This is a genomic window from Moraxella sp. 179-F 1C4 NHS, from assembly GCF_045370505.1.
In the GTDB taxonomy this organism is placed as follows: domain Bacteria; phylum Pseudomonadota; class Gammaproteobacteria; order Pseudomonadales; family Moraxellaceae; genus Faucicola; species Faucicola tetraodonis.
The window spans coordinates 66,790-88,571 of record NZ_JBIQEC010000001.1 but is presented as its reverse complement, the minus strand read 5'-3'; the positions used below and the strand labels follow the sequence as shown (position 1 = coordinate 88,571).

The window sequence follows — 21,782 nt, the reverse complement described above, 5'->3', positions numbered from 1 at the left end:
AAAGCATTTATCAATGGTTAAAATTTTGTTAGGCTACTTAATACAACCAAATGAATAGCGTCAAATTAACAGGGTTAAATTTTGGGTTAATGTGGTGATATTGCATTAATTTTTTATCAACAGGGTGAGGGTCATGCAAAAAATTTTAATCGCCAATCAAAAAGGGGGATGTGGTAAAACCTCGATTGCGGTGAGTCTAGCGGCGGCATTGGCAAACCAAGGCAAAACAGTGGCATTGGCAGATGCAGACCCCCAAAAATCAAGCCTACAGTGGCTAAAAATGCGCCCAGCGGACGTACCTGCCATTATCGGTATTGACTGGCGCGATAGCAATGATATAGGTGATATCCCAAAAACCTTGGGTAAAAATGACTGGCTGATTATTGATGCCCCAGGTGCGTTATCAGGCAATAAAGCCGAACAGCTGATTGCCGAATGCAAGGCGATTTTAATTCCTGTTTTGCCCGCTTTTTTTGATATTGACAGTACCAAACGCTTTTTAAAAAGCCTAGAAGACATCAAACGTATTCGCAAAGGCAAAGTCGATATTTATCTGGTTGCCAATCGCGTGCGTAGTCAATTGATGCAGGACAATGAACCGACCGAAAAACTGATGGCGTATTTTGCTGATATTGGGCAGCAACCCCTGGCTTGGCTATCTGAGCGTAGTATTTATCAAGCCTTGGCAGAGCGCGGCTTGACGATTTTTGATAAAAGCCAAAAACCGTATCGAGACATTCAAGCCCAGTGGCAGCCGATTATGGATATGCTAGCTTCCGAGCCGCAGCCGACTGGTAAAGTTGACGCCAAAGCCGAAAACAAAGCTGACACCAAAACTGAAGCAAAAACGTCATCTAAAAAATCCAAAAATAGCAGCTGGTACGAGTAATATAATCAATGGGAATATGGATAGCCATCGCCATCGGGGTGTTTATTGTCGGTAGTATCATGGGGTTAAAACCATCTGCACGTGAGACCATGCGTGATAATCTGCGTATGGCGGCCAGACGCGTGGGCGTGCAGCCAAAACTGGTCGCATGCCCTGATTGGATTATCGGCGATACAGGCGAACGCGGTAAAGGCATGATGGCGCAATACGGCGTGGTGATTGAAGACGCGAAGATGCGCCCCTGTGATTATCAGGTGATTGAGGGCAAATGGCGCCCCTTTACCGGGCATTATCCCGCTAATTTTGCGCTTGATAATCGGGAGGTGGATTTACCGGCCTCCATCGCAACAACTGTTAAAGGTTTAAGCTGTAAAGCCAATTTTGTGTGTATTTATTGGCAAGAAAATAGCCAACTGGGCATGAAATCAGAACTTGAAACCACCGAAAAAGACCTAATCATGTTAAAAAGTAAATTGCATGATTATGCCAAATTGGTGCAGAATAACTAACTTTTCGTATTTTAACTTACCCTTTTTAATGATTTTGTGAACCCAACATGAGTAAAACACCGACAGCGAGAAAGTCAACCAAAACCACGGATACGGCTGATACAAAAGCAGACACCCAGTCGGCCGAAAGAGCCGCCGCGCCCAAATCAACAGCCACATCAAAAGCATCAAAAACAGCGCCTAAAACTTCGGGGCAAGGCAAAGCCTTGGTGATTGTAGAATCCCCTGCCAAAGCCAAAACCATCAATAAGTATCTGGGAAATGATTTTATCGTCCGCTCTAGTGTGGGGCACGTGCGTGATTTACCTGTGTCGGGTTCTGGCGCAGCAAAAACCGACGATAAGTCGGATACCAAGCTCACCAAAGAGCAAAAAGCGCAGCAAGCCTTGGTACGGCGCATGGGCATTGACCCCGAGCACGACTGGGTAGCACATTATGAAATTCTACCCAGTAAAGTTAAAGTCATTAAAGAATTAAAATCCCTTGCCAAAGACGCCAAAGAAATTTATCTTGCAACCGACTTGGATAGAGAAGGGGAAGCGATTGCTTGGCATCTCAAAGAAGTCATCGGTGGCAGTGATGACAAATACAGCCGCGTGGTATTTAACGAAATCACCAAAAACGCGATTCAAAATGCCTTTAAAAGCCCCACCAAGCTAAACTATGACCGTGTCAACGCGCAGCAAGCCAGACGATTTTTAGACCGTGTCGTTGGTTTCATGGTATCGCCATTGCTATGGCAAAAAGTAGCGCGCGGACTGTCGGCAGGGCGAGTACAATCTGTCGCCACGCGTCTAGTGGTGGAGCGTGAACGTGAAATTCGCGCTTTTACCCCAGTGGAATATTGGGAAATCCACAGCAATACCCACAGCCAGCAAGCCAAACAAGAGACCATTCGCCTAGAAGCGGTAAAAAAAGCGGGCAAACCCCTGTCGCTAGAAAACGAAGCGCAGACCCATGCCGTTGTTGCATTGCTTGAAACATCCAATTTTATCGTGGCGGATCGGGAAGAAAAACCCACCCAGTCAAAACCCGCTGCACCTTTTATTACCTCGACACTGCAACAAGCCGCAAGTACCCGCCTTGGTTTTCCGGTTAAAAAAACCATGATGCTGGCTCAGCGCCTGTATGAAGCAGGTCATATCACCTATATGCGAACCGACAGTACTTTTTTGTCAGCGGATGCACTCACCAGTGTACGCGGTTTTATCGACAAACAATACGGCGCAAAATATGTCCCAAAATCGCCCAATGTGTATGGTAACAAGCAAAACGCCCAAGAGGCGCACGAAGCGATTCGCCCCTCAGAAGTTTTGGTGCAATCTGCCTCGCTAAAAGATATGGAGCGCGATGCCCAGCGCTTATATGAGCTGATTTGGCGCCAGTTTGTGGCGTGTCAGATGCCACCTGCGCAGTACCAATCCATGACGTTGATTGTCAACGCTGGCGAGATTGAGCTGAGAGCCAAAGGTCGCGTGATGACCTTTGATGGGTATACCAAAGTACAGCCCCCGGCCAAAAATGAAGACAATCTATTACCTGATGTAAAAATCGGGGAAAAATTGGTGGTCGATAGTATCGAGCCTACCCAACATTTTACCAAGCCAACGGCTCGCTATACTGAAGCAAGCTTAGTCAAAGAATTGGAAAAACGTGGGATTGGTCGTCCGTCCACGTATGCCGCTATTATCTCAACCATTCAAGAACGTGGGTATGTCAAGGTAGAAAACAAACGTTTATTCGCCGAAAAAATGGGTGATATCGTCACTGACAGACTGGTCAACAGCTTTCCGCATTTGATGGATTATGCTTTTACCGCAGGGCTTGAAGAAAACCTAGATGAAGTCGCTGAAGGTCAGCAAAACTGGAAAAAAGTGCTGGATGATTTTTATGGCGATTTTAAAGGCAAGTTAGAGCGTGCCAAAGACGAAGACGGCATGAAGCCCAATAACCCAACCGATGTCCCAGATATTCATTGTGATTTATGTCAGCGCCCAATGCAGATCCGTACCGGTTCAACAGGGGTGTTTTTGGGTTGTACCGGCTATAATTTACCCCCCAAAGAGCGTTGTAAAGGCACCAAAAATTTGATGCCTGTGGAAGCCTTCCATAGCCAAACCAGTAAAGAGAGCCAAAATCTCGGTGAGGACGACGCGGACAACAACGACGAGATACAAGCGTTACTTGAGAAAAAACGTTGCCCGAAATGCCATACCGCGATGGATGGGTATATCGTCGATGGCGGGTTAAAACTCCATGTCTGTGGTAACAATCCTGACTGTGATGGCTATCTATTAGAAAAAGGCGTCTTTGAAACCGCAGGCAATGACGATGTGCCTACCATACCCTGTGATAAATGCGATGGGCAAATGGTGCTTAAAACTGGGCGTTTTGGTGCCTATTTTGCCTGTCAGCAGTGCGATAATACCCGTAAAGTACTCAAAAATGGCGATGCAGCGCCACCACGCATGACCGCAATTCCTATGCCAGAACTCAAGTCACAAAAATTTGATGACCATTATATTTTGCGTGAAGGGGCAGCAGGGTTATTCTTGGCAGCGTCAAAATTTCCTAAAGTGCGAGAGACGCGCCCACCAAAACTGTCAGAATTACGCGCGATACAAGATCAGTTGGAAGATAAATTCCAGTATTTATTTACCGCGCCAGATACCGATAATGAGGGCAATCCTACGATTTTGCGTTGGAGCCGTAAAAATGCAGAGCAATATATCGGCTCAGAAAAAGACGGCAAAGCGACTAAATTTGCCTTGGTTTATCGTAAAGGACAGTGGGTTGAAGAGTAATGGCAACCAACAAAAAACCCTAGCTTATGCTAGGGTTTTTATGGATAAATAAAATCTTTATTTTAAATCAGTGCTGTCATCTTCAATTACAAAGCTAACAATCATCATCACGTTATAGCTAGTAATATTACCATCGCTAATGCGTACTTTTTGCTCTTTAATCCAAGCACCTTCCACGTTATTAACCGTTTTGTTGACTTGTGCAATGCCTTTTTTGATCGCATCTTCAAAACTTACCGTTGAGCTGCTGCTAATTTCAATATTTTTTGCCACTGACATAACAATATCCTTATTTTCTATTGTATTATTTTCCTAATTAATTTTTAATATAATACTTATCAAGCTTAACTTAAGTTATCGCAAACTTGATGCTTATAACTTATCAAATATGCAAAAAAATACCAAAGTTAACTTGTAACTTTGGTATTAGTTTTGGCTATCACATCAACTAGAAGCGTAACCAATATTGCGCAATTTTAAATGATGTAAAAGTAGCTAGGCAATCCATTAAATTAAGCAAAAATCATTTCAATATCTTTGTGATCAAAACGGTAAACATGCCCGCAGAAACCACAATCTAACGCCACCGCGCCTCCATGCTCATTAGCAATTTCTAATGCAGCGGGTTTGCCCAACTGAAAAATTGCCGATTCACTTTTCTGCTGTGAGCAGGTACAAGCAAAGGTCAACGGCATAGGCTCAGCCGTCACCACGTCTTCTTCATGATACAAGCGATATAAAATCTCATCAGCTGGCAAGGTGGTTAACTCTTCAGCTTTTAGCGTTTTGGTTAAGATTTTTAAGCGGGGGAACAAGTCATTGTCCACCGTCTCATACTCTTCTTCTGTGGTACGTGGTAGCAACTGCAGCACGATACCGCCCGCTTGCTCACCATCACAAGCCAAGTTGATTAAGGTAGGAATCTGTACGGATTGCTGTTGGTAATGTGCCAAACAATCCGCCAAGTTATCTGCCACACGCTCAACAATGCCTTGATAACCTTCTGCTTGTGTGCCATACGTGGCATCAGGTTGGATATTAATAAATAACACCCCTTCACCGACTTTACCAAGTTTGGCAAAGGCATCATTTGCCGTTTGTGCGGATTGCCACGCGCCTGTCCACTCTGCAAGACCGCGAATGTGACCTTGGTGGTCGCACTCTGCCATCGCCCAAGTTAAGCTGTCTTGTTCAGGGTCAGTGGCTGCACCTGAATTTTGCAATTGAATGGATAGACGACCTTCGATTTTTAAGGTACCAATCAGCAAGCTTGCCGCAACCAACATTTCCCCAAGTAGTTTTTGCAGGGCAACTGGGTAATCTTTTTGCTGCAATATCGTCTGCAGGCTGTCGTTGATGCGTACCACGTCACCGCGTACGGGGCTTTGCTCAAAATAAAAACGTTGGCGCATATCAAAATCGTGAAGTACTTGAGTCGCTGTTGTCATAAATAACCTATGTTAAGTGAGTTTTAATCAATTTATTGAGCTATAAATGGGGATAAAATAGAAAATAGCAAAAAAATGGTAAAAAAATTGTCGATGATGAAAAAAATATTTTTTGTAAATCTATTGTCACAACACAGAAAAGTAAATTACTATAAACACACATTTGAAATCTTTTGAGTATCCTAAACTATTTTTTATCAGTCATTGTGCAAGGTTTTGCCAGATTTTAACGGGTGCGATGAGGGATGATGAAGGACAGGGAAGGATAAACATCAAGAGATGGGGGGAGTCTTTTTACTTGATTTGGCATTGACAGCCACACAGCGAAAAGATTAACTAAGAACGTATCATACGACAAGGATCATAGGATGATTTTAATCTCTAAAAAGCCAATCGCCTTAGCAACCGTTGCTATTATGGCATTAGGTGTTGCAGGTTGTAACAAAGCCAGCGACAACAAAGCGGCAGGGACTGAAGGTAGCCAACCAGCGGCAGCGGCTACCGGTGAAAAAACGCTCGATAAAATTAAAAAATCAGGGGAAATCGTGCTGGGTTACCGTGATTCCTCAATTCCATTTTCTTATATCGCAGGTACGCCCAACCAACCTGTGGGTTATGCCCATGACCTACAATTAAAAATTGTTGATGCAGTCAAAAAACAATTGAATATGCCAGACCTCAAAGTGCGTTACAACCTAGTAACCTCACAGACCCGTATCCCATTGGTACAAAATGGTACGGTTGACTTAGAGTGTGGTTCGACCACTAACAATGAAGAGCGCCAAAAACAAGTGGCTTTCTCAAACGGTTTCTTTGAGATTGGTACTCGCTTATTAACGGCTAAAGATTCAGGTATCAAAGATTTTGCGGATTTAAAAGGCAAAACCTTAGTGACTACCGCAGGTACTACTTCTGAGCGTTTTATCAAAAAACTCAACGATGACAAAAAAATGGGTATTAACATCGTTTCTGCCAAAGACCACGGCGAATCTTTCTTGATGTTAGAAAGCGGTCGTGCGGCAGCCTTCATGATGGATGATGTACTGCTTGCGGGTGAAAAAGCCAAAGCCAAAGATCCAAACAAATGGGTCATTGTTGGTACCCCACAATCGTATGAAATTTATGGCTGTATGATGCGTAAAGACGATAGTGAATTCAAAAAAGTAGTCGATGATGCGTTGGTTGCGACTTATTCATCAGGTGAAATCAACGACATCTACAGAAAATGGTTCATGTCACCGATTCCACCAAAAAACATCAACATGAACTTCCAAATGTCTGACAACTTAAAAAGCTTATTAGCCAATCCGCATGACGGCGCGCAACCAAAAGACGTCGCTAATGCAGCCGCATCTGCTACCGTCAATGCCGTAGCAACGGGCGCGAGTAATGTGGCAACCGCTGTGGCATCTGCAAGCAATGCAATTGCAAGTGCAACAAAACCTTAGTTGATGGGATAACAACAAACTAGGTTAGGAAGGTTACTATCCAACATAAAACTGACGTCATCACCTATCAATTGTGGTTACGTCAGTTTTAGTTTTTGGGTAAATCAATTTGCTAGACAGGATTTTGGGGGTGGCAATGAATTATAGTTGGAATTGGGGCGTGTTGCTGCAACCAACAGGTGTAGGTAACGAAGTCTACTGGCAGTGGCTATTGACAGGCTTTAAATGGCTGTTGGTCATTGGTGGGAGTGGCTGGCTGATTGCCTTAATTATCGGTACGATTTTAGGTATTATGCGTACTTTACCAAACAAAACTGCCAGAGCGATTGGTACGGCTTATGTGAGTTTTTTTCGTAACATTCCGCTATTAATACAGTTATTCTTCTGGTTTTATGTGGCACCTACTTGGCTGACACCTGCGTTACAAAAATGGTGGTTTCAGGAGTTAGACCCAAATACCTCGGCGGTGATTTCAGCAAGTATTGGTCTTGGGTTATTTACTGCGGCGCGTATTGTAGAGCAAGTGCGTACGGGCATTGAATCATTGCCAAAAGGGCAGACCAATGCTGCCTATGCGCTTGGGTTCACCTTACCACAGACGTATCGTCATATCGTCTTGCCACAGGCGTTTCGGGTGATTTTACCACCGATGAGCTCTGAGCTTACCAACTGTTTTAAGAATGCCTCGGTCGCTTCATTGGTCGGGGTTACTGAGCTGATTAGCCAAACCAAAACTATCAGTGAATATACCCAAAACAATATCGAAGTATATACCTTTACCACGATTATTTATTTATTGTTTAATTTGGTGTTGATTTATTTTATGACTTGGCTTGAGAAAAAATTACGCATCAAAGGTCAAATCGATGGGGGTGGCGCATGAATATGATGGAATTACAAGCCGCAATGCCAGGGTTGATGGGTGGGTTATGGATCACCTTCAAAGTGTTGTTTTTAGCTATCATTGGCGGTTTGACACTGGGTACGATTCTAGCCTTGATGCGGTTGTCGGGCATTCGAATTTTAGCCGTGCCTGCCAAGCTGTATGTCAACTTTTTCCGTTCAGTGCCGCTGCTGTTGGTATTGCTTTGGTTTTATTTTGCTGTACCGATGGTGTATAACTTGGTGACGGGCACGTATTTGACGTTGGATACCGCGTTCACTTCGTGCGTGGTGGCATTTATGGTGTTTGAAGCCGCGTATTTTTCTGAGATTGTCCGTGCGGGTATCCAGTCAATTGGCAAAGGACAGGTCAATGCCGCTAAAGCCTTGGGTATGACTTATGGTCAGACCATGCGTTTTATTATTTTGCCACAAGCGTTTCGCAAGATGTTTCCGCTACTTCTACAGCAGTCGATTATTTTGTTCCAAGATACCACCTTGGTGTTTGCGATTGGCTTGGTGGATTTCTTCCGAGCCTCATACGTGCGCGGTGACTTGATGGGGCTACTAACCCCCTATATCTTGCTGGCAGGGGCGTTTTATTTTGTGGTCAGTCTAACCGCATCGACCGCTGTCAACCACCTACGCAAACGCTTTCGCATGGCTTAATCAATATTGAATAAAGGAATAATAACATGTCAGTAGTTACTAAAATTGATGAAACCACCTGGCTCAACGAATTTGGTGGCTTGGTATCAAACAGTGGACACGCCAGTCCCGATATCATGATTAATGTCAACAAAATCAGTAAATGGTATGGCGACTTTCAAGTATTGACGGACTGTACCGCGCATGTGCACAAAGGCGATGTGACCGTCATCTGTGGTCCATCAGGTAGCGGCAAATCAACTTTAATTAAAACCGTCAATGGGCTTGAAGCCTTTCAACAAGGTGAAATCTTGATTGATGGCATGTCGGTCGGCGCCAAAGAAACTGACTTGCCAAAACTACGAAGCCGGGTAGGGATGGTATTTCAGCATTTTGAACTGTTTCCACATTTATCCATCTTAGAAAACTTGACCTTGGCACAAATCAAAGTATTGGGTCGTAGTCAGTCTGAAGCGCAGAAAAAAGGCTTGGGTTATCTTGACCGCGTGGGCTTGTCAGCGCATGCCAAAAAATACCCTGCCGAGTTGTCAGGCGGTCAGCAGCAACGGGTAGCAATTGCACGCGCGCTTAGTATGGACCCGATTGCAATGCTGTTTGATGAGCCAACTTCCGCGCTTGACCCTGAGATGATTCAAGAGGTACTTGAGGTGATGATTGAGCTTGCTAATGAGGGCATGACCATGATGTGTGTGACCCACGAAATGGGCTTTGCGCGCCAAGTCGCCAGCCGTATCATCTTTATGGATCAAGGTCATATCGTTGAAAACTGTAGCCGTGAAGAATTCTTTGCCGGTGCGCGTAGCGAGCGTGCGAAAGATTTCTTGTCAAAAATCTTAAATCACTAAATATAAGATAAAGTTTATTTCATTAAAAAACGGCAGTCACTGCCGTTTTTTATTGTCAAAGTTTGCATTAGCCTAATTGCTCATGAGTGATTCAAATTCTTTGAGTTCCTCTTCCATATAGGTGAGTAATCGTTGGCTATGGGGCAATATTTGGCTACAGGTGACGATACAAAACTCGATTTTATCCACGTAAGTACACAAGGTGATATTCATCGCTTGGTCATTGAGCACGATCGAGGCAGGATACAGCGCCTGCAGTTTTGCCCCTTGCCAATACAATGGCTGATGAGAACCTGGTACATTTGAGATAATCAAGTTAAAACCGCGATAATCGGGAAACAGACCGGTAAGTACCTGCAATCCTGAACGGCTATAAGCAACCCCACTATAAATAATCGACGAGGCTTGCTTCATCCGTGAAAAGCGTTTTTTACTATTTTTGGTGCTGCCATTAATCGTCTTTAACCGGGCAACAGGGTCGGCAAGGTGAGTAGCAAGATTGGCTAAAATAAAGGTAATTTGATTGCCAACGTGTTGGCTTGTGCTATCGTTGTCATCGCGCAGGGATAAGGGTACAAAAGCAATCAAGGGTTTTTTGGGTAAGCCATTGATATCGAGCAAATAACGGCGTAACGCGCCCGAACAAATCGCCAAAATCACATCATTGACGGTCACCGCGTAATGTTTGGCGATGGTTTGAAAACGAATAAGCTCATAAGATTGGGCAGAGATACGCCGTGAGCTTGATACCGGTTGGTTGAGGGGGCTATCTGGCGCTTGGGTGGTGGTAATATAGTCCTTGTCAAATCGCTCTACCACATTTTTACATAAGGCTTTGATGGCGGGTGGGATAGCCAGCGCTTGCTCTTTGACGACACGCAGAAGGGATTTATCTTCTGGTATCAAAGCATCGAGTTGGTGACGATGACGGGTCATTAGCGACCAAATTGGCAAGCTAATGCGCTCGGTTGGCGATTCTGATAGCGATTTTTTGACCAAACGAATCGCCGCTATCCCATCGACCATAGAATGATGAATCTTAAAATACAACGCAAAACGATTGCCTTCAATCCCCTCGATGATGTGACATTCCCACATCGGTTTGGCACGGTTGAGTAATTTGCTGTGCTCTTGGGACACATAAGTCAATAGCTCACGGATGCGTGCCGGTTTGGGCAGGGCGATATGGCGAAAATGATGGTCGACTTCAAAGTTTTCATCGGTTTTCCACCATGCTAGATGATATAACACTTGGTTAAACGGAAAACTCGGCGGCGTCTTTTGCGTAACCATCTGCTGCACCAAATCACTGACAAAGGTATCGCTTGCGCCATCGGGAATCTCAAACAAGAACAGCCCACCAATGTGCATCGGCTGATTGCGATTTTCAAGTAAGATAAATAACTGGTCAATGGCGGTGAGCAGACGCATGCGATGTCCTTAAGTGTGAAATAATAAATTAGCGGAAAAAATAGCCAGTCTGTGGCGAGCTAGCTTGTGCCATATAGCGTGCTGGCATACGACCCGCCAAGAAGGCTTCGCGTCCAGCCATCACCGCATGTTTCATGGCAGAGGCCATCAATACAGGGTTTTGCGCATGGGCAATCGCGGTGTTCATCAGTACGCCATCACAGCCTAATTCCAAGGCAATGGCGGCATCACTGGCCGTACCCACGCCTGCATCCACCAAGACCGGCACTTGGGTTTGCTCGATGATGAGACTTAAGGTATGGCGATTGAGCAATCCTAAACCTGAGCCAATCAAACTGCCCAATGGCATAATCGCCACACAGCCCATGCTCTCTAATTCTTTGGCAACAATCGGGTCATCTGAGGTATACACCATTACATCAAAGCCATCATCAATTAGCGTCTTAGCCGCTTTCACGGTTTCGATGACATTGGGATACAAGTTTTTTTCATCGCCCAATACTTCAAGTTTGACAAGGTTGTGCCCATCCAACAATTCACGCGCTAATTGACAGGTACGCACAGCAGTATCAGCATCAAAACAGCCCGCGGTGTTAGGTAAAATGGTGTATTTTTCGGGAGAAATCACATCGAGTAGATTGGGTTCATCTTTTTTCTGCCCGATATTCACGCGTCGAATGGCGACAGTGACGATTTGCGCGCCGCTGGCAGCGATGGCTTCGCCTGTTTGTGCCAAATCTGTATATTTGCCAGTACCGACGAGCAAACGAGAGGTAAACGTGCGCGAACCAATGTGTAGGGGGTCGTTTGCGGTTATCAGCGTATTTTGGCTTGAAGAATTTTTGGTCGCAGGATTTTGAGTTAAAGTGGTTTGGGTCATTGTCATCCCTTTTTAGATTTTGATTGTCATGGTTATCAATCAGTAAAAAATGCTTTAGTATAACAAAATATAGCTTGTCTCAGGGTCTTTTTGTGCGCCTTGGTAGGATTTGTCTTGTTGATAAGCTACAATGGAACGCATCTTTTCTTGGCTTATTTCATTCGATAATCCCTATGCTAAATCCGATTGCCTTGCCCTATAGTTTTGCCAAACGTCATCAACTGCTGTTGCAATACTCGCAAGATTTGACTGCCCCGCCGACGTTGTTGATGACGGCTGATACCCCTATGGAAGCCATCAACGAAGCCAACCGTTTTGCCAGTCAAGCAGGAGTGCCACTGCCATTGAATTTTGCTATGGCGCAAAGTGACGATTTTGAAAAGCAGTTAGCCGCTGTCTATGCAGGCAACACAGGGGAATCTCAGCATATTGCCGCTGGGCTTGAAGACCATCCCGACTTGATGAGTCTTGCTGACAGTGTCCCTGAAACGGAAGACTTGATGGACCAAGAAGATGACGCACCGATTATTCGACTAATCAATGCGCTACTGTCTGAAGCCATCCGCCTAAACGCCTCAGATATTCACATCGAAACCTTTGAAAAACGCCTATCGGTGCGCTTTCGGGTGGATGGGGTGCTTAAAGAAATCGTCAGTCCAAAACGGGAACTGTCACCGCTACTGGTGTCGCGTATCAAGGTGATGGCAAAACTCGATATCGCTGAAAAACGGGTACCGCAAGATGGACGAATCTCACTACGTCTGGCTGGGCGAGAAGTGGATGTGCGGGTATCGACCTTGCCATCAAATTTTGGTGAGCGTGTGGTGATGCGGCTGTTGGATAAACAGGCGGGTCGATTAAATATGACCTATTTGGGTTTGTCAGACAATGATTATAGCGAGCTTAAACGCTTAATCCATCGCCCGCATGGCATTATTCTTGTCACAGGTCCGACAGGTTCGGGCAAAACCACGACGCTATACGCGGCTTTAACGGATTTGAACGATAACACCCGTAATATTTTGACCGCTGAAGACCCGATTGAATTTCAGCTAGATGGTATTGGGCAAACCCAAGTCAATAATAAAGTGGATATGACCTTTGCGCGTAGTTTGCGAGCCATGCTACGCCAAGACCCTGATGTGGTGATGGTGGGGGAGATTCGCGATTTAGAGACCGCAGAAATTGCAGTGCAAGCGTCACTCACAGGTCACTTGGTGCTCTCGACCCTGCATACCAACACCGCGATTGGTGCGGTGACGCGACTACAAGATATGGGGGTTGAGCCGTTTTTGTTGTCATCGAGCCTCATTGGCGTGGTGGCACAGCGACTAGTGCGTACTTTGTGTCCGCATTGCCATACATGGGCACTTGCCGATGCCTATCAAACGCAGATTTTTACTGAAATAGACGAAGTCGGAGAGATTAAACTGCCAAAACCCGTGGGCTGCGAGAAGTGCAATCAATCAGGATTTCGGGGACGTACTGCGATTTATGAAGTGGTGCCTGTTGATGACAAACTGCGACAACTGATTCATAGTCAAACAGCCGAATTTGAGTTAGAAGCGTATGCCCGTAGCAAAACACCATCCATTCGCGCCGATGGACTCAAAAAAGTATTGGCAGGCAAAACCACACTAGAAGAAGTATTACGTGTCACTAAAGAAAAAGAGATGTGATATATTTTTCTAGTGTGAATGAAAAAATGAATGTAGGTCGCTAAATTGATACAAATAACTTTTGACCAAAATAAAGCTGAGAGTAATAAAATCAAACATGGTGTAAGTTTTGATGAAGCAAAAATTGCATTACTTGACCCGAATGCGCTAGTACGTGAAGATGTTGACCACGATGAACCAAGATTTGTATTATTAGGCATGGCAAATCGCTTGTTAGTTGTTGTCTATTGTTATGTGGATAATGATGATATGATTCGGTTAATATCTGCCAGAAAAGCAACCAAAAACGAGGAAAACCAATATGCAAACTGAATACGATTTCTCAAATGCGCAAAGAGCGACACAAATTTCCCATCTTAATCGGTTGCGAGAACAACAGCATTTGCTGGATAAAGATGTGAGTGATTGGCTTGTAACCCAAGATGATGATACTAAAAAACATATCAGTGAAATGATTCGCCAAGTCATGGCAATTAAAATTCACACACAATCTACTGTTTGAATTATGTGTTTTAATCACTGATGCAATGAATAACTTGCATTTTTTCAATTGACAAACGGATAAAGTTTTCGATTTTCTGACAGTGAGTGATAGATTGCTTATGGTTATTTTTCGCAAAATAGTCTGCCAAATTATTTAATTCAACGACCAGTGATTTAGCAACATTCGGATAAATGACTGGGTCATTATAAAAGTTATCCAATAGCCAAGTAAGCGTTGAAAAGTTAGTGTTACCTTCGGCTAAACGTAAAATACGTTCGTCCTCATGCGAAATTTGACAATTAATTTTCTCATTGTCACAATCAAACCACATGTCAAATGCCATTATCTTAACCTAAAACCTCCACCAACTCACCTTCCACCAAATGCGGACTCATGGCTCGCGTGACTTTTACCATCACCAGTTTACCAATCAACGCGTCATCGCCTTTGAACAATACCGTTCGCGTATTATCTGCCGTTCCCATCAAAAATTCAGGATTGCGGTCGCCATGTTGCTCCACCAGCACACGCACGGTTTGACCCACCATGCCTTGGGTTTTTGCCCAAGTCGAATCGACAATCACCTTTTGAAACTCAGCCAAACGGGCTTTTTTGGTTGCTATATCGATATTGTCGGGCAAGTCTGACGCAGGGGTGCCTGGACGCTTAGAGTAAATAAAGCTATATGAATGGTCAAAATCCAAATCTTTGGCAAGATTGAGTGTGTCTTGGAAATCTTGGTCAGTTTCATTGGGAAAACCGATAATAAAATCGCTTGATAAATACATATCAGGGCGCACCGCGCGCAGTTTGCGGATTTGCTCAATGTAGATATCAATGGTGTGGTTACGTTTCATGGCGGCTAGGATAGCGTTGGAGCCACTTTGCACAGGTAGATGCAGGTGAGATACCAGTTTTGGTATTTTGGCATACGCTTCAATGATATCATCGCTAAATTCCAGTGGATGGCTGGTGGTATAGCGAATGCGCTCAATGCCGTCAACGTGTGCCACATAATGTAATAACTCACTAAAACGGCAAATCGTGCCATCGTGTTTTTCGCCGCGGTAGCCATTGACGTTTTGCCCCAATAGCGTTACTTCACGTACCCCTTGGCTGGCAAGGCTGTCAATCTCAGCAAGTACATCATCGAGGGGGCGCGAGATTTCTTCGCCGCGGGTGTAAGGCACCACACAAAATGAGCAGTATTTTGAGCAGCCTTCCATGATAGATACAAACGCCTTAAACCCTTCCACTTTGGGCTCGGGTAAAAAGTCAAATTTTTCAATGCTTGGGAAAGACACATCGACGACGCCGATACGGTTTTTGGGTTTGACATCCAGCTGTTTGGTGGATTGGTCATACAGTTCTGGCAGGCGATGCAGGGTTTGCGGTCCAAACACCATATCGACATGCGGGGCACGGCTTTGGATTTTATCACCTTCTTGTGACGCCACGCAGCCACCCACACCGATAACCAAATTCGGGTTTTTCTCTTTAAGCTTTTTCCAGCGTCCGAGTTCAGAAAATACTTTTTCTTGCGCTTTTTCACGAATCGAGCAGGTATTCATCAGAAGCACATCGGCTTCTTCAGGATTGTCCGTCAGCACCATGCCATGGGAGTCGCCTAACACATCTGCCATTTTTTCAGAGTCGTACACATTCATCTGACAGCCTTGGGTCTCGATAAACACGCGTTTGACACGAGTATCCGCTGGTGGCATGGTGGGTTCAACACTCGCCACTAGCGTTGGCGTTACCAAATTTTGAGTTTTGGAAATCTGTGCTTTTGGGTCAAAAGTAGCAACTGTCATGACTACACCTAAATGTTTCGCCTAAAATAAACCCTCAATTATAACAGATTTTTTTGGTAAGATGCGGTAGTGATTATTTTGACAGTACTAAATAAATAACATCGGTACTAAAATTGCCAGCATCATCTATCTCAAAATATTGTTTAACAGGCGCGGCACAATTTTTTTGTAAGGCTCGAATCACTTGTATGCTGGTATCAGGGGTATGCATACGGGCGACCCAACTGTCAAAATTTAACGCCAGTTTTTGCATCTCGACAGTCGCCACGCTAAAGCCGGTGATTTCTGCAAAATACAACCACTCGGCAAGACTATAATCTTTGACATGACTGGGATCGCGGATGGTTTCAATGGTCTGTAAAAAATTATTGAGCACAGGGTTGCTATTGCCCAACACATCGACAATCACCACTTTGCCACCGTCAGCTAGGGCGCGATGCATCTCAAACAGCGCTTGTGGTACATTCTGCCAATGGTGCGCAGAATAGCGCGTGATAATGGCATCAAATTGTTGGTCGGCAAAGGGTAATTTTTCTGCCGTACCGATTTGCGTGGTGATATTGGTTAGCCCGCGTGTTTTGGCTTGGCGGGCGACCACTTCCGTCATCGTAGGGGTAATGTCATAAGCAATCACTGATGTGGCAACAGGCGCCACCTGATAACTGACGTGCCCACCACCACAGCCCAAATCTAATACATGCGCAAGCTTGTGCGCCTCAATCAACTGCTTTATTTTGTCAAACTCAGCACCTTGTGCATGAACAGGGCTATTGAGGTAATTGTGGGATTTGTCTTGGTATTGTTGAATATTTAGGGCGTGTTGGGTATGGGTCATGGCTTATCGCATTTATTGGTGGCTAATAATAGGCTTATCATAAGCCAAATAATTGATAATTTATAGTTAATTAAATTTAAAATTAAAAAACTATTTGTTATATAAAATACACTGCAACATTTTTATACAATTAGTTGAGATTTGAGTAAATTTTTTTTAGTCGACAATCGTTATAATCGCTTCAGCAAGGTTAACCAATTTTTACATTACTTTTGTCATTTTTTGCCTATTTATCTTATTTCTTATTAAAGGTCTTACCAATATATTATGAAAAATCTCAAGCTTTCGATGATTTCATGCGGTGTGATTGCTGTTTTTGCAGAGTCTGCTTGTGCAAGTAGCTATTCTGTAGGGACGCCTAGCACGGCGGATAGTTATTTTAACCAAGCCGAACGTGAAGCTAGCCGTGGCAACTTATCGCAAATGGGCAACTATCAGCAAATGATGGCGGGTGGCAGTCTAGACATGTATCCAGAATATTGGCAGCTTAATAAAGACTTAGACGCTCAGCCGGCATCAGCGATTGTGAGTTTTGCCAACCGTTATCCACAAACAGCGATGGCAGAAAAATTGGCAGCGGATTATGCGGAAACCAAAGCGCGGATGGGTGATTATGATGCGGTTAGACAAGTGGCGAGCTATGTAACCAATCCTGATGCCAGTGAAGCTTGTGCCATTGCGTTAGGCTTCAATCATGGTGGCGATAGCATGCGCGCTTATACCGAAAAAGGTAATGTTTGGCTCAATACTGATAAAAAATTGCCACAGCTTTGCCAACAGTTGGCGACAGAGCTCAATGGCAATCGCATGGTTAGCAATGATGACCGTGAGCAGCGACTGTACCGTATGCTACGCACGGGCAACAATGGTGATATCGTGCAGCTTGCCAGCCGATTGGGCGTGCAGCTGAGCTACAATCAGCTCATGAGCATCAGTAGCAGTCCTAATGCGTTTTTTTCACAACTCGGAAGTATGCCAGCGACCGCCAGCAATCGGTATTTATATTTATATGGCTTAGGGCAACTTGCCAAAAAATCTGTCAGTGAAGCGGCGATGCAGCTCAACTATGATGTGGGGCGAAACCCGCAGTTTTTTGATGCCAAAACTCGTCAATATGCCTACCGTACCTTGGGTGTGGCAAGGATGGGCGTCAATACCGATCAAGGGTTTAGTAGTGACGCGGTTGATTGGATGCAAAAAAGTCTGGGCGTACCATTTAACAATGAAGAAGCCGAAAACTATGCCCAAGCAGCGATACGCTATAGCCGATGGTCAGATTTGGCACAAGCGATTGGCGCAATGGACTATAAAAATCAGCAGCAACCGATATGGCAATATTGGCTTGCCAAAGCCTACAAATTGGGCGGCACTAACCAGCAGCGTCAACAAGCCAATCAGCTATTTAGTCAATTGGCGCAAACCAATGACTATTATGGACTGCTTGCCAAAGACCAACTGGGGCAGCGTTTTGACCGATTGCCGACCAATCCACCGGTGAGTAATAGTGATTACTCACGCCTCGCAAACGATAGTTTCTTTAATCGCGCATTTACCCTCTATAAACTTGCCGCTAATCCCAGCTATACCAACCGTGAATGGAACTGGGCAGTAAAAAAAGCACGTGACCGTGGTGATGAGACGATGATTTTGGCAGCAGCGCAAACCGCATCGGACATGGGATGGTACGACCGTGCTATCTACGCATTGGAATCCACCAAAACGATTCCAAATTCGGCACTGGCATTCCCAATGCCCCATCAGTCTAGTGTCGTGCAATACAGCCGCCAAGCGGGAATCGATCCTGCGTGGGCGTATGGCATCATGCGTCAAGAAAGCCGTTTTAATATCGGCGCGCGTTCGGGTGTCGGAGCAGGGGGGTTAATGCAAATCATGCCAGACACCGCGCGCTATATCGCACGTAAATTGGGCGAACCGTATGAACCATCTCGCGTCGCAGGGGGTGATACCAATATCCGCTATGGTACGTATTATATGGGCGATATTTTAAATAAATTGGGCGGTCAGCCTGTACTAGCCACCGCGGGCTACAATGCAGGACCAGGTAAGGCCAAAACTTGGCAACCTGAGAACGGTAGCCTAGCGGCCGATCAGTATGTTGAGACTATTCCTTATGCAGAAACGCGCAATTATGTCAAAGCCGTGATGGAAAATGCGACCAATTATGATGTGCTCCTTGGCGGCAGCAACCAACCGATTAGTCAGCGTATGGGTACCATTGCTGCTAAATATTAAATTAATCTGAATTAAATAAACCTGCTAAATCCGCTAAAAAACAACAGCTAATTGATTGATAACAGTCAATAAATTACTGTTGTTTTTTAGTATATACAGGGTTTACAAATTCTGACCTAATCAGTATGATTTCAAAAAATTGGCATGACTCATAAATATTAGTTTCGTTTGGCAAATATTTAGTTATTTCAAGCAAAAAATTGATAAGTCAATGACCACTTTTATCCCTTCTATTTTAAAAGCTCACTGTAAACGTTAAAACAACCTGCTTGTTTTTAATCACCAACTATTTGGTTTAATTGTTATGCTGTCATCTTGTCTAAAAACGTTACTCGATTTTACCAACTTGCACGCGGCATCACACGCCGTCAAATGGGCATCGTTACAGTTTCCATTACAGTTTAAAGATGATAAGGCGGCGGCAAATTTAGCTAGTTTAGTTATCAACTCAAGTCATCAAAAAATCGCAAGGTTTAGCGGCTATTTGTCACTCAGCTGCTTGGCGGTGATGGGTACTATAGCAACCCCAGCTGCCCATGCAGACAGTGTTTTAGGGGTGGAATTATCCCCTGCTGTCTGCAAGCTCAACCCATACATGGGTAATCTTCGCCAATGTATCGAAGGCAACCCGATGACGGTGAATTTTTATCGGGTGGCGAACCAGTTTTGTAGTAATAGCCGTTACAGCATGTCGCCACTGCAAGAAAAGATCACCTCAAAAGTCATTCCAGATGGTAATATTCGCAAAAATATCTGGCAGCAGTATGGCCGCTGTAGTGGTTTAAGTACCCCTAATTATTTTCGTACCATTAACTCGCTTGCCAGTCAATTAAAACTCCCAAAAGAACTCAGTAGCGGTCGCAGTTATCGATTCGCGTCCAGTGGTTTTAGCCGCCAATTGTTATCTTTAAACCCCGGCATGAAGCCAAACTCGTTTAATTTTTTCTGTCAAAAAAATAGTGCAGGTCAATCTGTATTGACCTATATCAACGTGTGCTATGACAACAATGGACGTTTTGCCCAATGTGCCACCCGCTCTTACGCCTGTCCCAGTCAGTTTTTGATTGATGGCAATTATTGAGGGATGGCGGTATCAGTTTTTGCCTAGTTTTCAGTATTTTCTATCTTGGTGTTTGACGGTCTTGAACCCATAATTGTCAAACTCACCCGACAATTGATCCCATAAATTTATGGTCTTTGATGGTGACAAGTGATAAACTAGGCAAGCTTTTTTAGACAACTTTTTCTGCTTTTTTCACTGCCTTGCTTTTGCAAAGGATCTTGTACTTATCATAATAGGAGCTTTCAATGAAACAGCCTGTTCGTGTTGCGGTGACTGGTGCTGCTGGTCAAATCAGTTATTCATTATTATTTCGTATCGCATCGGGTGATATGTTAGGTAAAGACCAACCTGTCATTTTACAATTATTAGAAATCACGCCAGCCTTAGAAGCTTTAAAAGGTGTGGTAATGGAACTTGAAGATTGTGCATTCCCATTGCTAGCGGGCGTCGTACAAACTGACGACGCTAATGTTGCGTTCAAAGATGCGGACTATGCCCTACTGGTAGGTGCCCGTCCTCGTGGTCCTGGCATGGAGCGTAAAGATTTGCTCGAAGCCAACGCCGCCATCTTCTCTGCACAAGGTAAAGCGTTAAATGACAACGCTAGCCGTAATGTCAAAGTATTGGTTGTGGGTAACCCCGCTAACACCAATGCCTTAATCGCACAGCGCAATGCCCCAGACCTAGACCCACGTAACTTTACAGCGATGACACGTCTTGACCACAACCGTGGTATGGCGCAACTGGCTGAAGAAACTGAAACCACCGTGAATGACATCAAAAAAATGATCATTTGGGGTAACCACTCTTCAACCCAGTACCCAGATTTGACTTTCACTACTGTAAAAGGTCAACCTGCCCTAGAGCAAGTACAACGTGATTGGTACGAAGGTACTTATATCCCTAACGTACAACAACGTGGTGCTGCCATCATTAAAGCACGTGGTGCCTCATCAGCGGCATCTGCTGCAAACGCTGCGATTGCGCACATTCGTTCATGGGCACTAGGCACCGATGAGAATGATTGGGTATCTATGGGTGTTTACTCAAATGGTGAATACGGTATCCAAAAAGGTCTTATCTACTCATTCCCATGTACTTGCCAAAATGGCGACTGGAAAATTGTTGAAGGGCTAGACGTTTCATCGGCTTTCTCACAAGAAAAAATGAAAGCCACTGAAACTGAATTGGCTGAAGAGCGTGATGCAGTAAGTCACTTACTTCCTAACTAATTAGGTTAGAATATTTTAACCGAAAAAAACCAGCTTCATTAGGCTGGTTTTTTTACATGAAATAACCACACTATACAATCAAATCACATTTTTTTTACCCAGTTTTGACTACAATGGTCTGACGGTATAAATAACCTGTGGCACTTTTTTGATGGTTTTTAAATAAAACGAGTGCTAAAAATAATGATATTACAATAACCATTGATACTTTTTAGAGTACTAGGAGAACCACAATGATGACAGATGGCGAAAGAAACATTAATATGTTGTTTGAGCAAATGGGTATGGATGGCGATGATGCCGCGGTTGAACAATTTATTCAAGAAAATCAATTGGCGCAATCAGTCCAGCTGAGCGATGCGCCTTTTTGGAGCGACAACCAACGTAAATTTTTAAAAGACGAATACCGTGCAGATGCGGGTTGGATTGAAATCATCGATGAGCTCAACACCCGTCTGCACAAAGATGCCATGGATGCACAAAAACTGACCAAATAAGTCATTTTAATACTGTTGAGTTTTAATACTTTTGAGGATATTATCTGAGTGTATTAAACAATAACTAAAAAACCCAATCAGTGATTGGGTTTTTTACATTGCTAAAAAAGAAAAATAGTT

General features: G+C 44.2%; 21 protein-coding genes. 14 read left to right on the top strand and 7 right to left on the bottom strand.

Features of this window, described 5'->3' with window-relative positions:
* Positions 1–133 precede the first annotated feature (133 nt).
* The 3 genes from ACH0AB_RS00420 to topA are packed head-to-tail and all read left to right on the top strand — an operon-like array spanning position 134 to position 4,202.
* Positions 134–889 (top strand): ParA family protein, encoded by a 756-nt coding sequence (locus ACH0AB_RS00420; protein ID WP_406876757.1) that lies wholly within the window; start codon positions 134–136, stop codon positions 887–889.
* 8 nt (positions 890–897) lie between these two features.
* Positions 898–1,398, top strand: a complete 501-nt coding sequence (locus tag ACH0AB_RS00415; RefSeq protein ID WP_095355881.1) for a hypothetical protein — start codon at positions 898–900, stop codon at positions 1,396–1,398.
* 47 nt (positions 1,399–1,445) lie between these two features.
* Positions 1,446–4,202, top strand: coding sequence for a type I DNA topoisomerase (gene topA, locus ACH0AB_RS00410; protein WP_406876756.1), 2,757 nt, complete (start codon positions 1,446–1,448; stop codon positions 4,200–4,202).
* A 57-nt stretch (positions 4,203–4,259) separates the two neighbouring features.
* Here the strand turns inward: topA and ACH0AB_RS00405 are convergent, their stop codons facing one another.
* Positions 4,260–4,481: a dodecin family protein gene (locus tag ACH0AB_RS00405; RefSeq protein ID WP_062331757.1), complete on the bottom strand. Its 222-nt coding sequence runs from the start codon at positions 4,479–4,481 to the stop codon at positions 4,260–4,262.
* Between the two features lie 233 nt (positions 4,482–4,714).
* The gene (gene hslO, locus ACH0AB_RS00400; RefSeq protein WP_406876755.1) at positions 4,715–5,650 is read right to left on the bottom strand and encodes an Hsp33 family molecular chaperone HslO; all 936 of its coding nucleotides are present in this window, start codon (positions 5,648–5,650) and stop codon (positions 4,715–4,717) included.
* Between the two features lie 416 nt (positions 5,651–6,066).
* Here hslO and ACH0AB_RS00395 point away from each other — a divergent pair, with 416 nt between their 5' ends.
* From ACH0AB_RS00395 to ACH0AB_RS00380, 4 genes are all read left to right on the top strand, one after another.
* Positions 6,067–7,098 carry a glutamate/aspartate ABC transporter substrate-binding protein gene (locus tag ACH0AB_RS00395; RefSeq protein WP_406876826.1) on the top strand — a complete coding sequence of 344 codons (1,032 nt, stop codon included), beginning with the start codon at positions 6,067–6,069 and terminating at the stop codon, positions 7,096–7,098.
* A gap of 136 nt (positions 7,099–7,234) precedes the next feature.
* The gene (locus ACH0AB_RS00390; protein ID WP_040404072.1) at positions 7,235–7,981 is read left to right on the top strand and encodes an amino acid ABC transporter permease; all 747 of its coding nucleotides are present in this window, start codon (positions 7,235–7,237) and stop codon (positions 7,979–7,981) included.
* The gene (locus ACH0AB_RS00385; protein WP_095355885.1) at positions 7,978–8,649 is read left to right on the top strand and encodes an ABC transporter permease subunit; all 672 of its coding nucleotides are present in this window, start codon (positions 7,978–7,980) and stop codon (positions 8,647–8,649) included. Before ACH0AB_RS00390 ends, ACH0AB_RS00385 begins: the two co-directional genes overlap by 4 nt.
* 116 nt (positions 8,650–8,765) lie before the next feature.
* Positions 8,766–9,494 carry an amino acid ABC transporter ATP-binding protein gene (locus ACH0AB_RS00380; RefSeq protein ID WP_148664909.1) on the top strand — a complete coding sequence of 243 codons (729 nt, stop codon included), beginning with the start codon at positions 8,766–8,768 and terminating at the stop codon, positions 9,492–9,494.
* A 72-nt stretch (positions 9,495–9,566) separates the two neighbouring features.
* Here ACH0AB_RS00380 and ACH0AB_RS00375 read toward each other — a convergent pair whose 3' ends face one another.
* On the bottom strand, positions 9,567–10,925 hold the full coding sequence (locus ACH0AB_RS00375; protein WP_406876754.1) for a WS/DGAT/MGAT family O-acyltransferase: 1,359 nt from the start codon (positions 10,923–10,925) through the stop codon (positions 9,567–9,569).
* 28 nt (positions 10,926–10,953) lie between these two features.
* On the bottom strand, positions 10,954–11,805 hold the full coding sequence (locus tag ACH0AB_RS00370; RefSeq protein ID WP_406876753.1) for a thiazole synthase: 852 nt from the start codon (positions 11,803–11,805) through the stop codon (positions 10,954–10,956).
* A gap of 173 nt (positions 11,806–11,978) precedes the next feature.
* On the opposite strand from ACH0AB_RS00370, the gene gspE reads away from it, so the two are divergent.
* From gspE to ACH0AB_RS00355, 3 genes are read left to right on the top strand one after another with little or no spacing between them, the layout of a single operon-like run.
* Complete coding sequence (gene gspE, locus ACH0AB_RS00365; RefSeq protein WP_239743025.1) at positions 11,979–13,484, top strand: type II secretion system ATPase GspE; 1,506 nt, start codon at positions 11,979–11,981, stop codon at positions 13,482–13,484.
* A 45-nt stretch (positions 13,485–13,529) separates the two neighbouring features.
* On the top strand, positions 13,530–13,796 hold the full coding sequence (locus ACH0AB_RS00360; RefSeq protein WP_406876752.1) for a BrnT family toxin: 267 nt from the start codon (positions 13,530–13,532) through the stop codon (positions 13,794–13,796).
* Positions 13,786–13,986, top strand: coding sequence for a hypothetical protein (locus ACH0AB_RS00355; RefSeq protein ID WP_100270391.1), 201 nt, complete (start codon positions 13,786–13,788; stop codon positions 13,984–13,986). The genes ACH0AB_RS00360 and ACH0AB_RS00355 overlap by 11 nt, the downstream gene beginning before the upstream one ends.
* Positions 13,987–13,996: 10 nt before the next feature.
* Here the strand turns inward: ACH0AB_RS00355 and ACH0AB_RS00350 are convergent, their stop codons facing one another.
* The 3 genes from ACH0AB_RS00350 to ACH0AB_RS00340 all read right to left on the bottom strand — a co-directional run bounded on the left by ACH0AB_RS00350 (position 13,997) and on the right by ACH0AB_RS00340 (position 16,617).
* Positions 13,997–14,311 carry a hypothetical protein gene (locus tag ACH0AB_RS00350; protein WP_219333418.1) on the bottom strand — a complete coding sequence of 105 codons (315 nt, stop codon included), beginning with the start codon at positions 14,309–14,311 and terminating at the stop codon, positions 13,997–13,999.
* Between the two features lie 4 nt (positions 14,312–14,315).
* Complete coding sequence (miaB, locus tag ACH0AB_RS00345; protein WP_406876751.1) at positions 14,316–15,782, bottom strand: tRNA (N6-isopentenyl adenosine(37)-C2)-methylthiotransferase MiaB; 1,467 nt, start codon at positions 15,780–15,782, stop codon at positions 14,316–14,318.
* A gap of 73 nt (positions 15,783–15,855) precedes the next feature.
* Positions 15,856–16,617 (bottom strand): class I SAM-dependent methyltransferase, encoded by a 762-nt coding sequence (locus ACH0AB_RS00340; RefSeq protein ID WP_406876750.1) that lies wholly within the window; start codon positions 16,615–16,617, stop codon positions 15,856–15,858.
* 267 nt (positions 16,618–16,884) lie between these two features.
* On the opposite strand from ACH0AB_RS00340, the gene ACH0AB_RS00335 reads away from it, so the two are divergent.
* The 4 genes from ACH0AB_RS00335 (at position 16,885) to ACH0AB_RS00320 (ending at position 21,662) form a co-directional block, all read left to right on the top strand.
* Positions 16,885–18,870 (top strand): lytic transglycosylase domain-containing protein, encoded by a 1,986-nt coding sequence (locus tag ACH0AB_RS00335; RefSeq protein ID WP_406876749.1) that lies wholly within the window; start codon positions 16,885–16,887, stop codon positions 18,868–18,870.
* 304 nt (positions 18,871–19,174) lie between these two features.
* Entirely contained in the window at positions 19,175–19,951 is a 777-nt protein-coding gene (locus tag ACH0AB_RS00330) for a T2 family ribonuclease (protein WP_406876748.1), read from the top strand.
* 227 nt (positions 19,952–20,178) lie between these two features.
* A complete protein-coding gene (locus ACH0AB_RS00325; RefSeq protein WP_007116966.1) occupies positions 20,179–21,165 on the top strand; it encodes a malate dehydrogenase in 987 nt (328 codons plus the stop codon).
* 233 nt (positions 21,166–21,398) lie between these two features.
* On the top strand, positions 21,399–21,662 hold the full coding sequence (locus tag ACH0AB_RS00320; protein WP_188874780.1) for a DUF2789 family protein: 264 nt from the start codon (positions 21,399–21,401) through the stop codon (positions 21,660–21,662).
* Positions 21,663–21,782 lie beyond the last annotated feature (120 nt).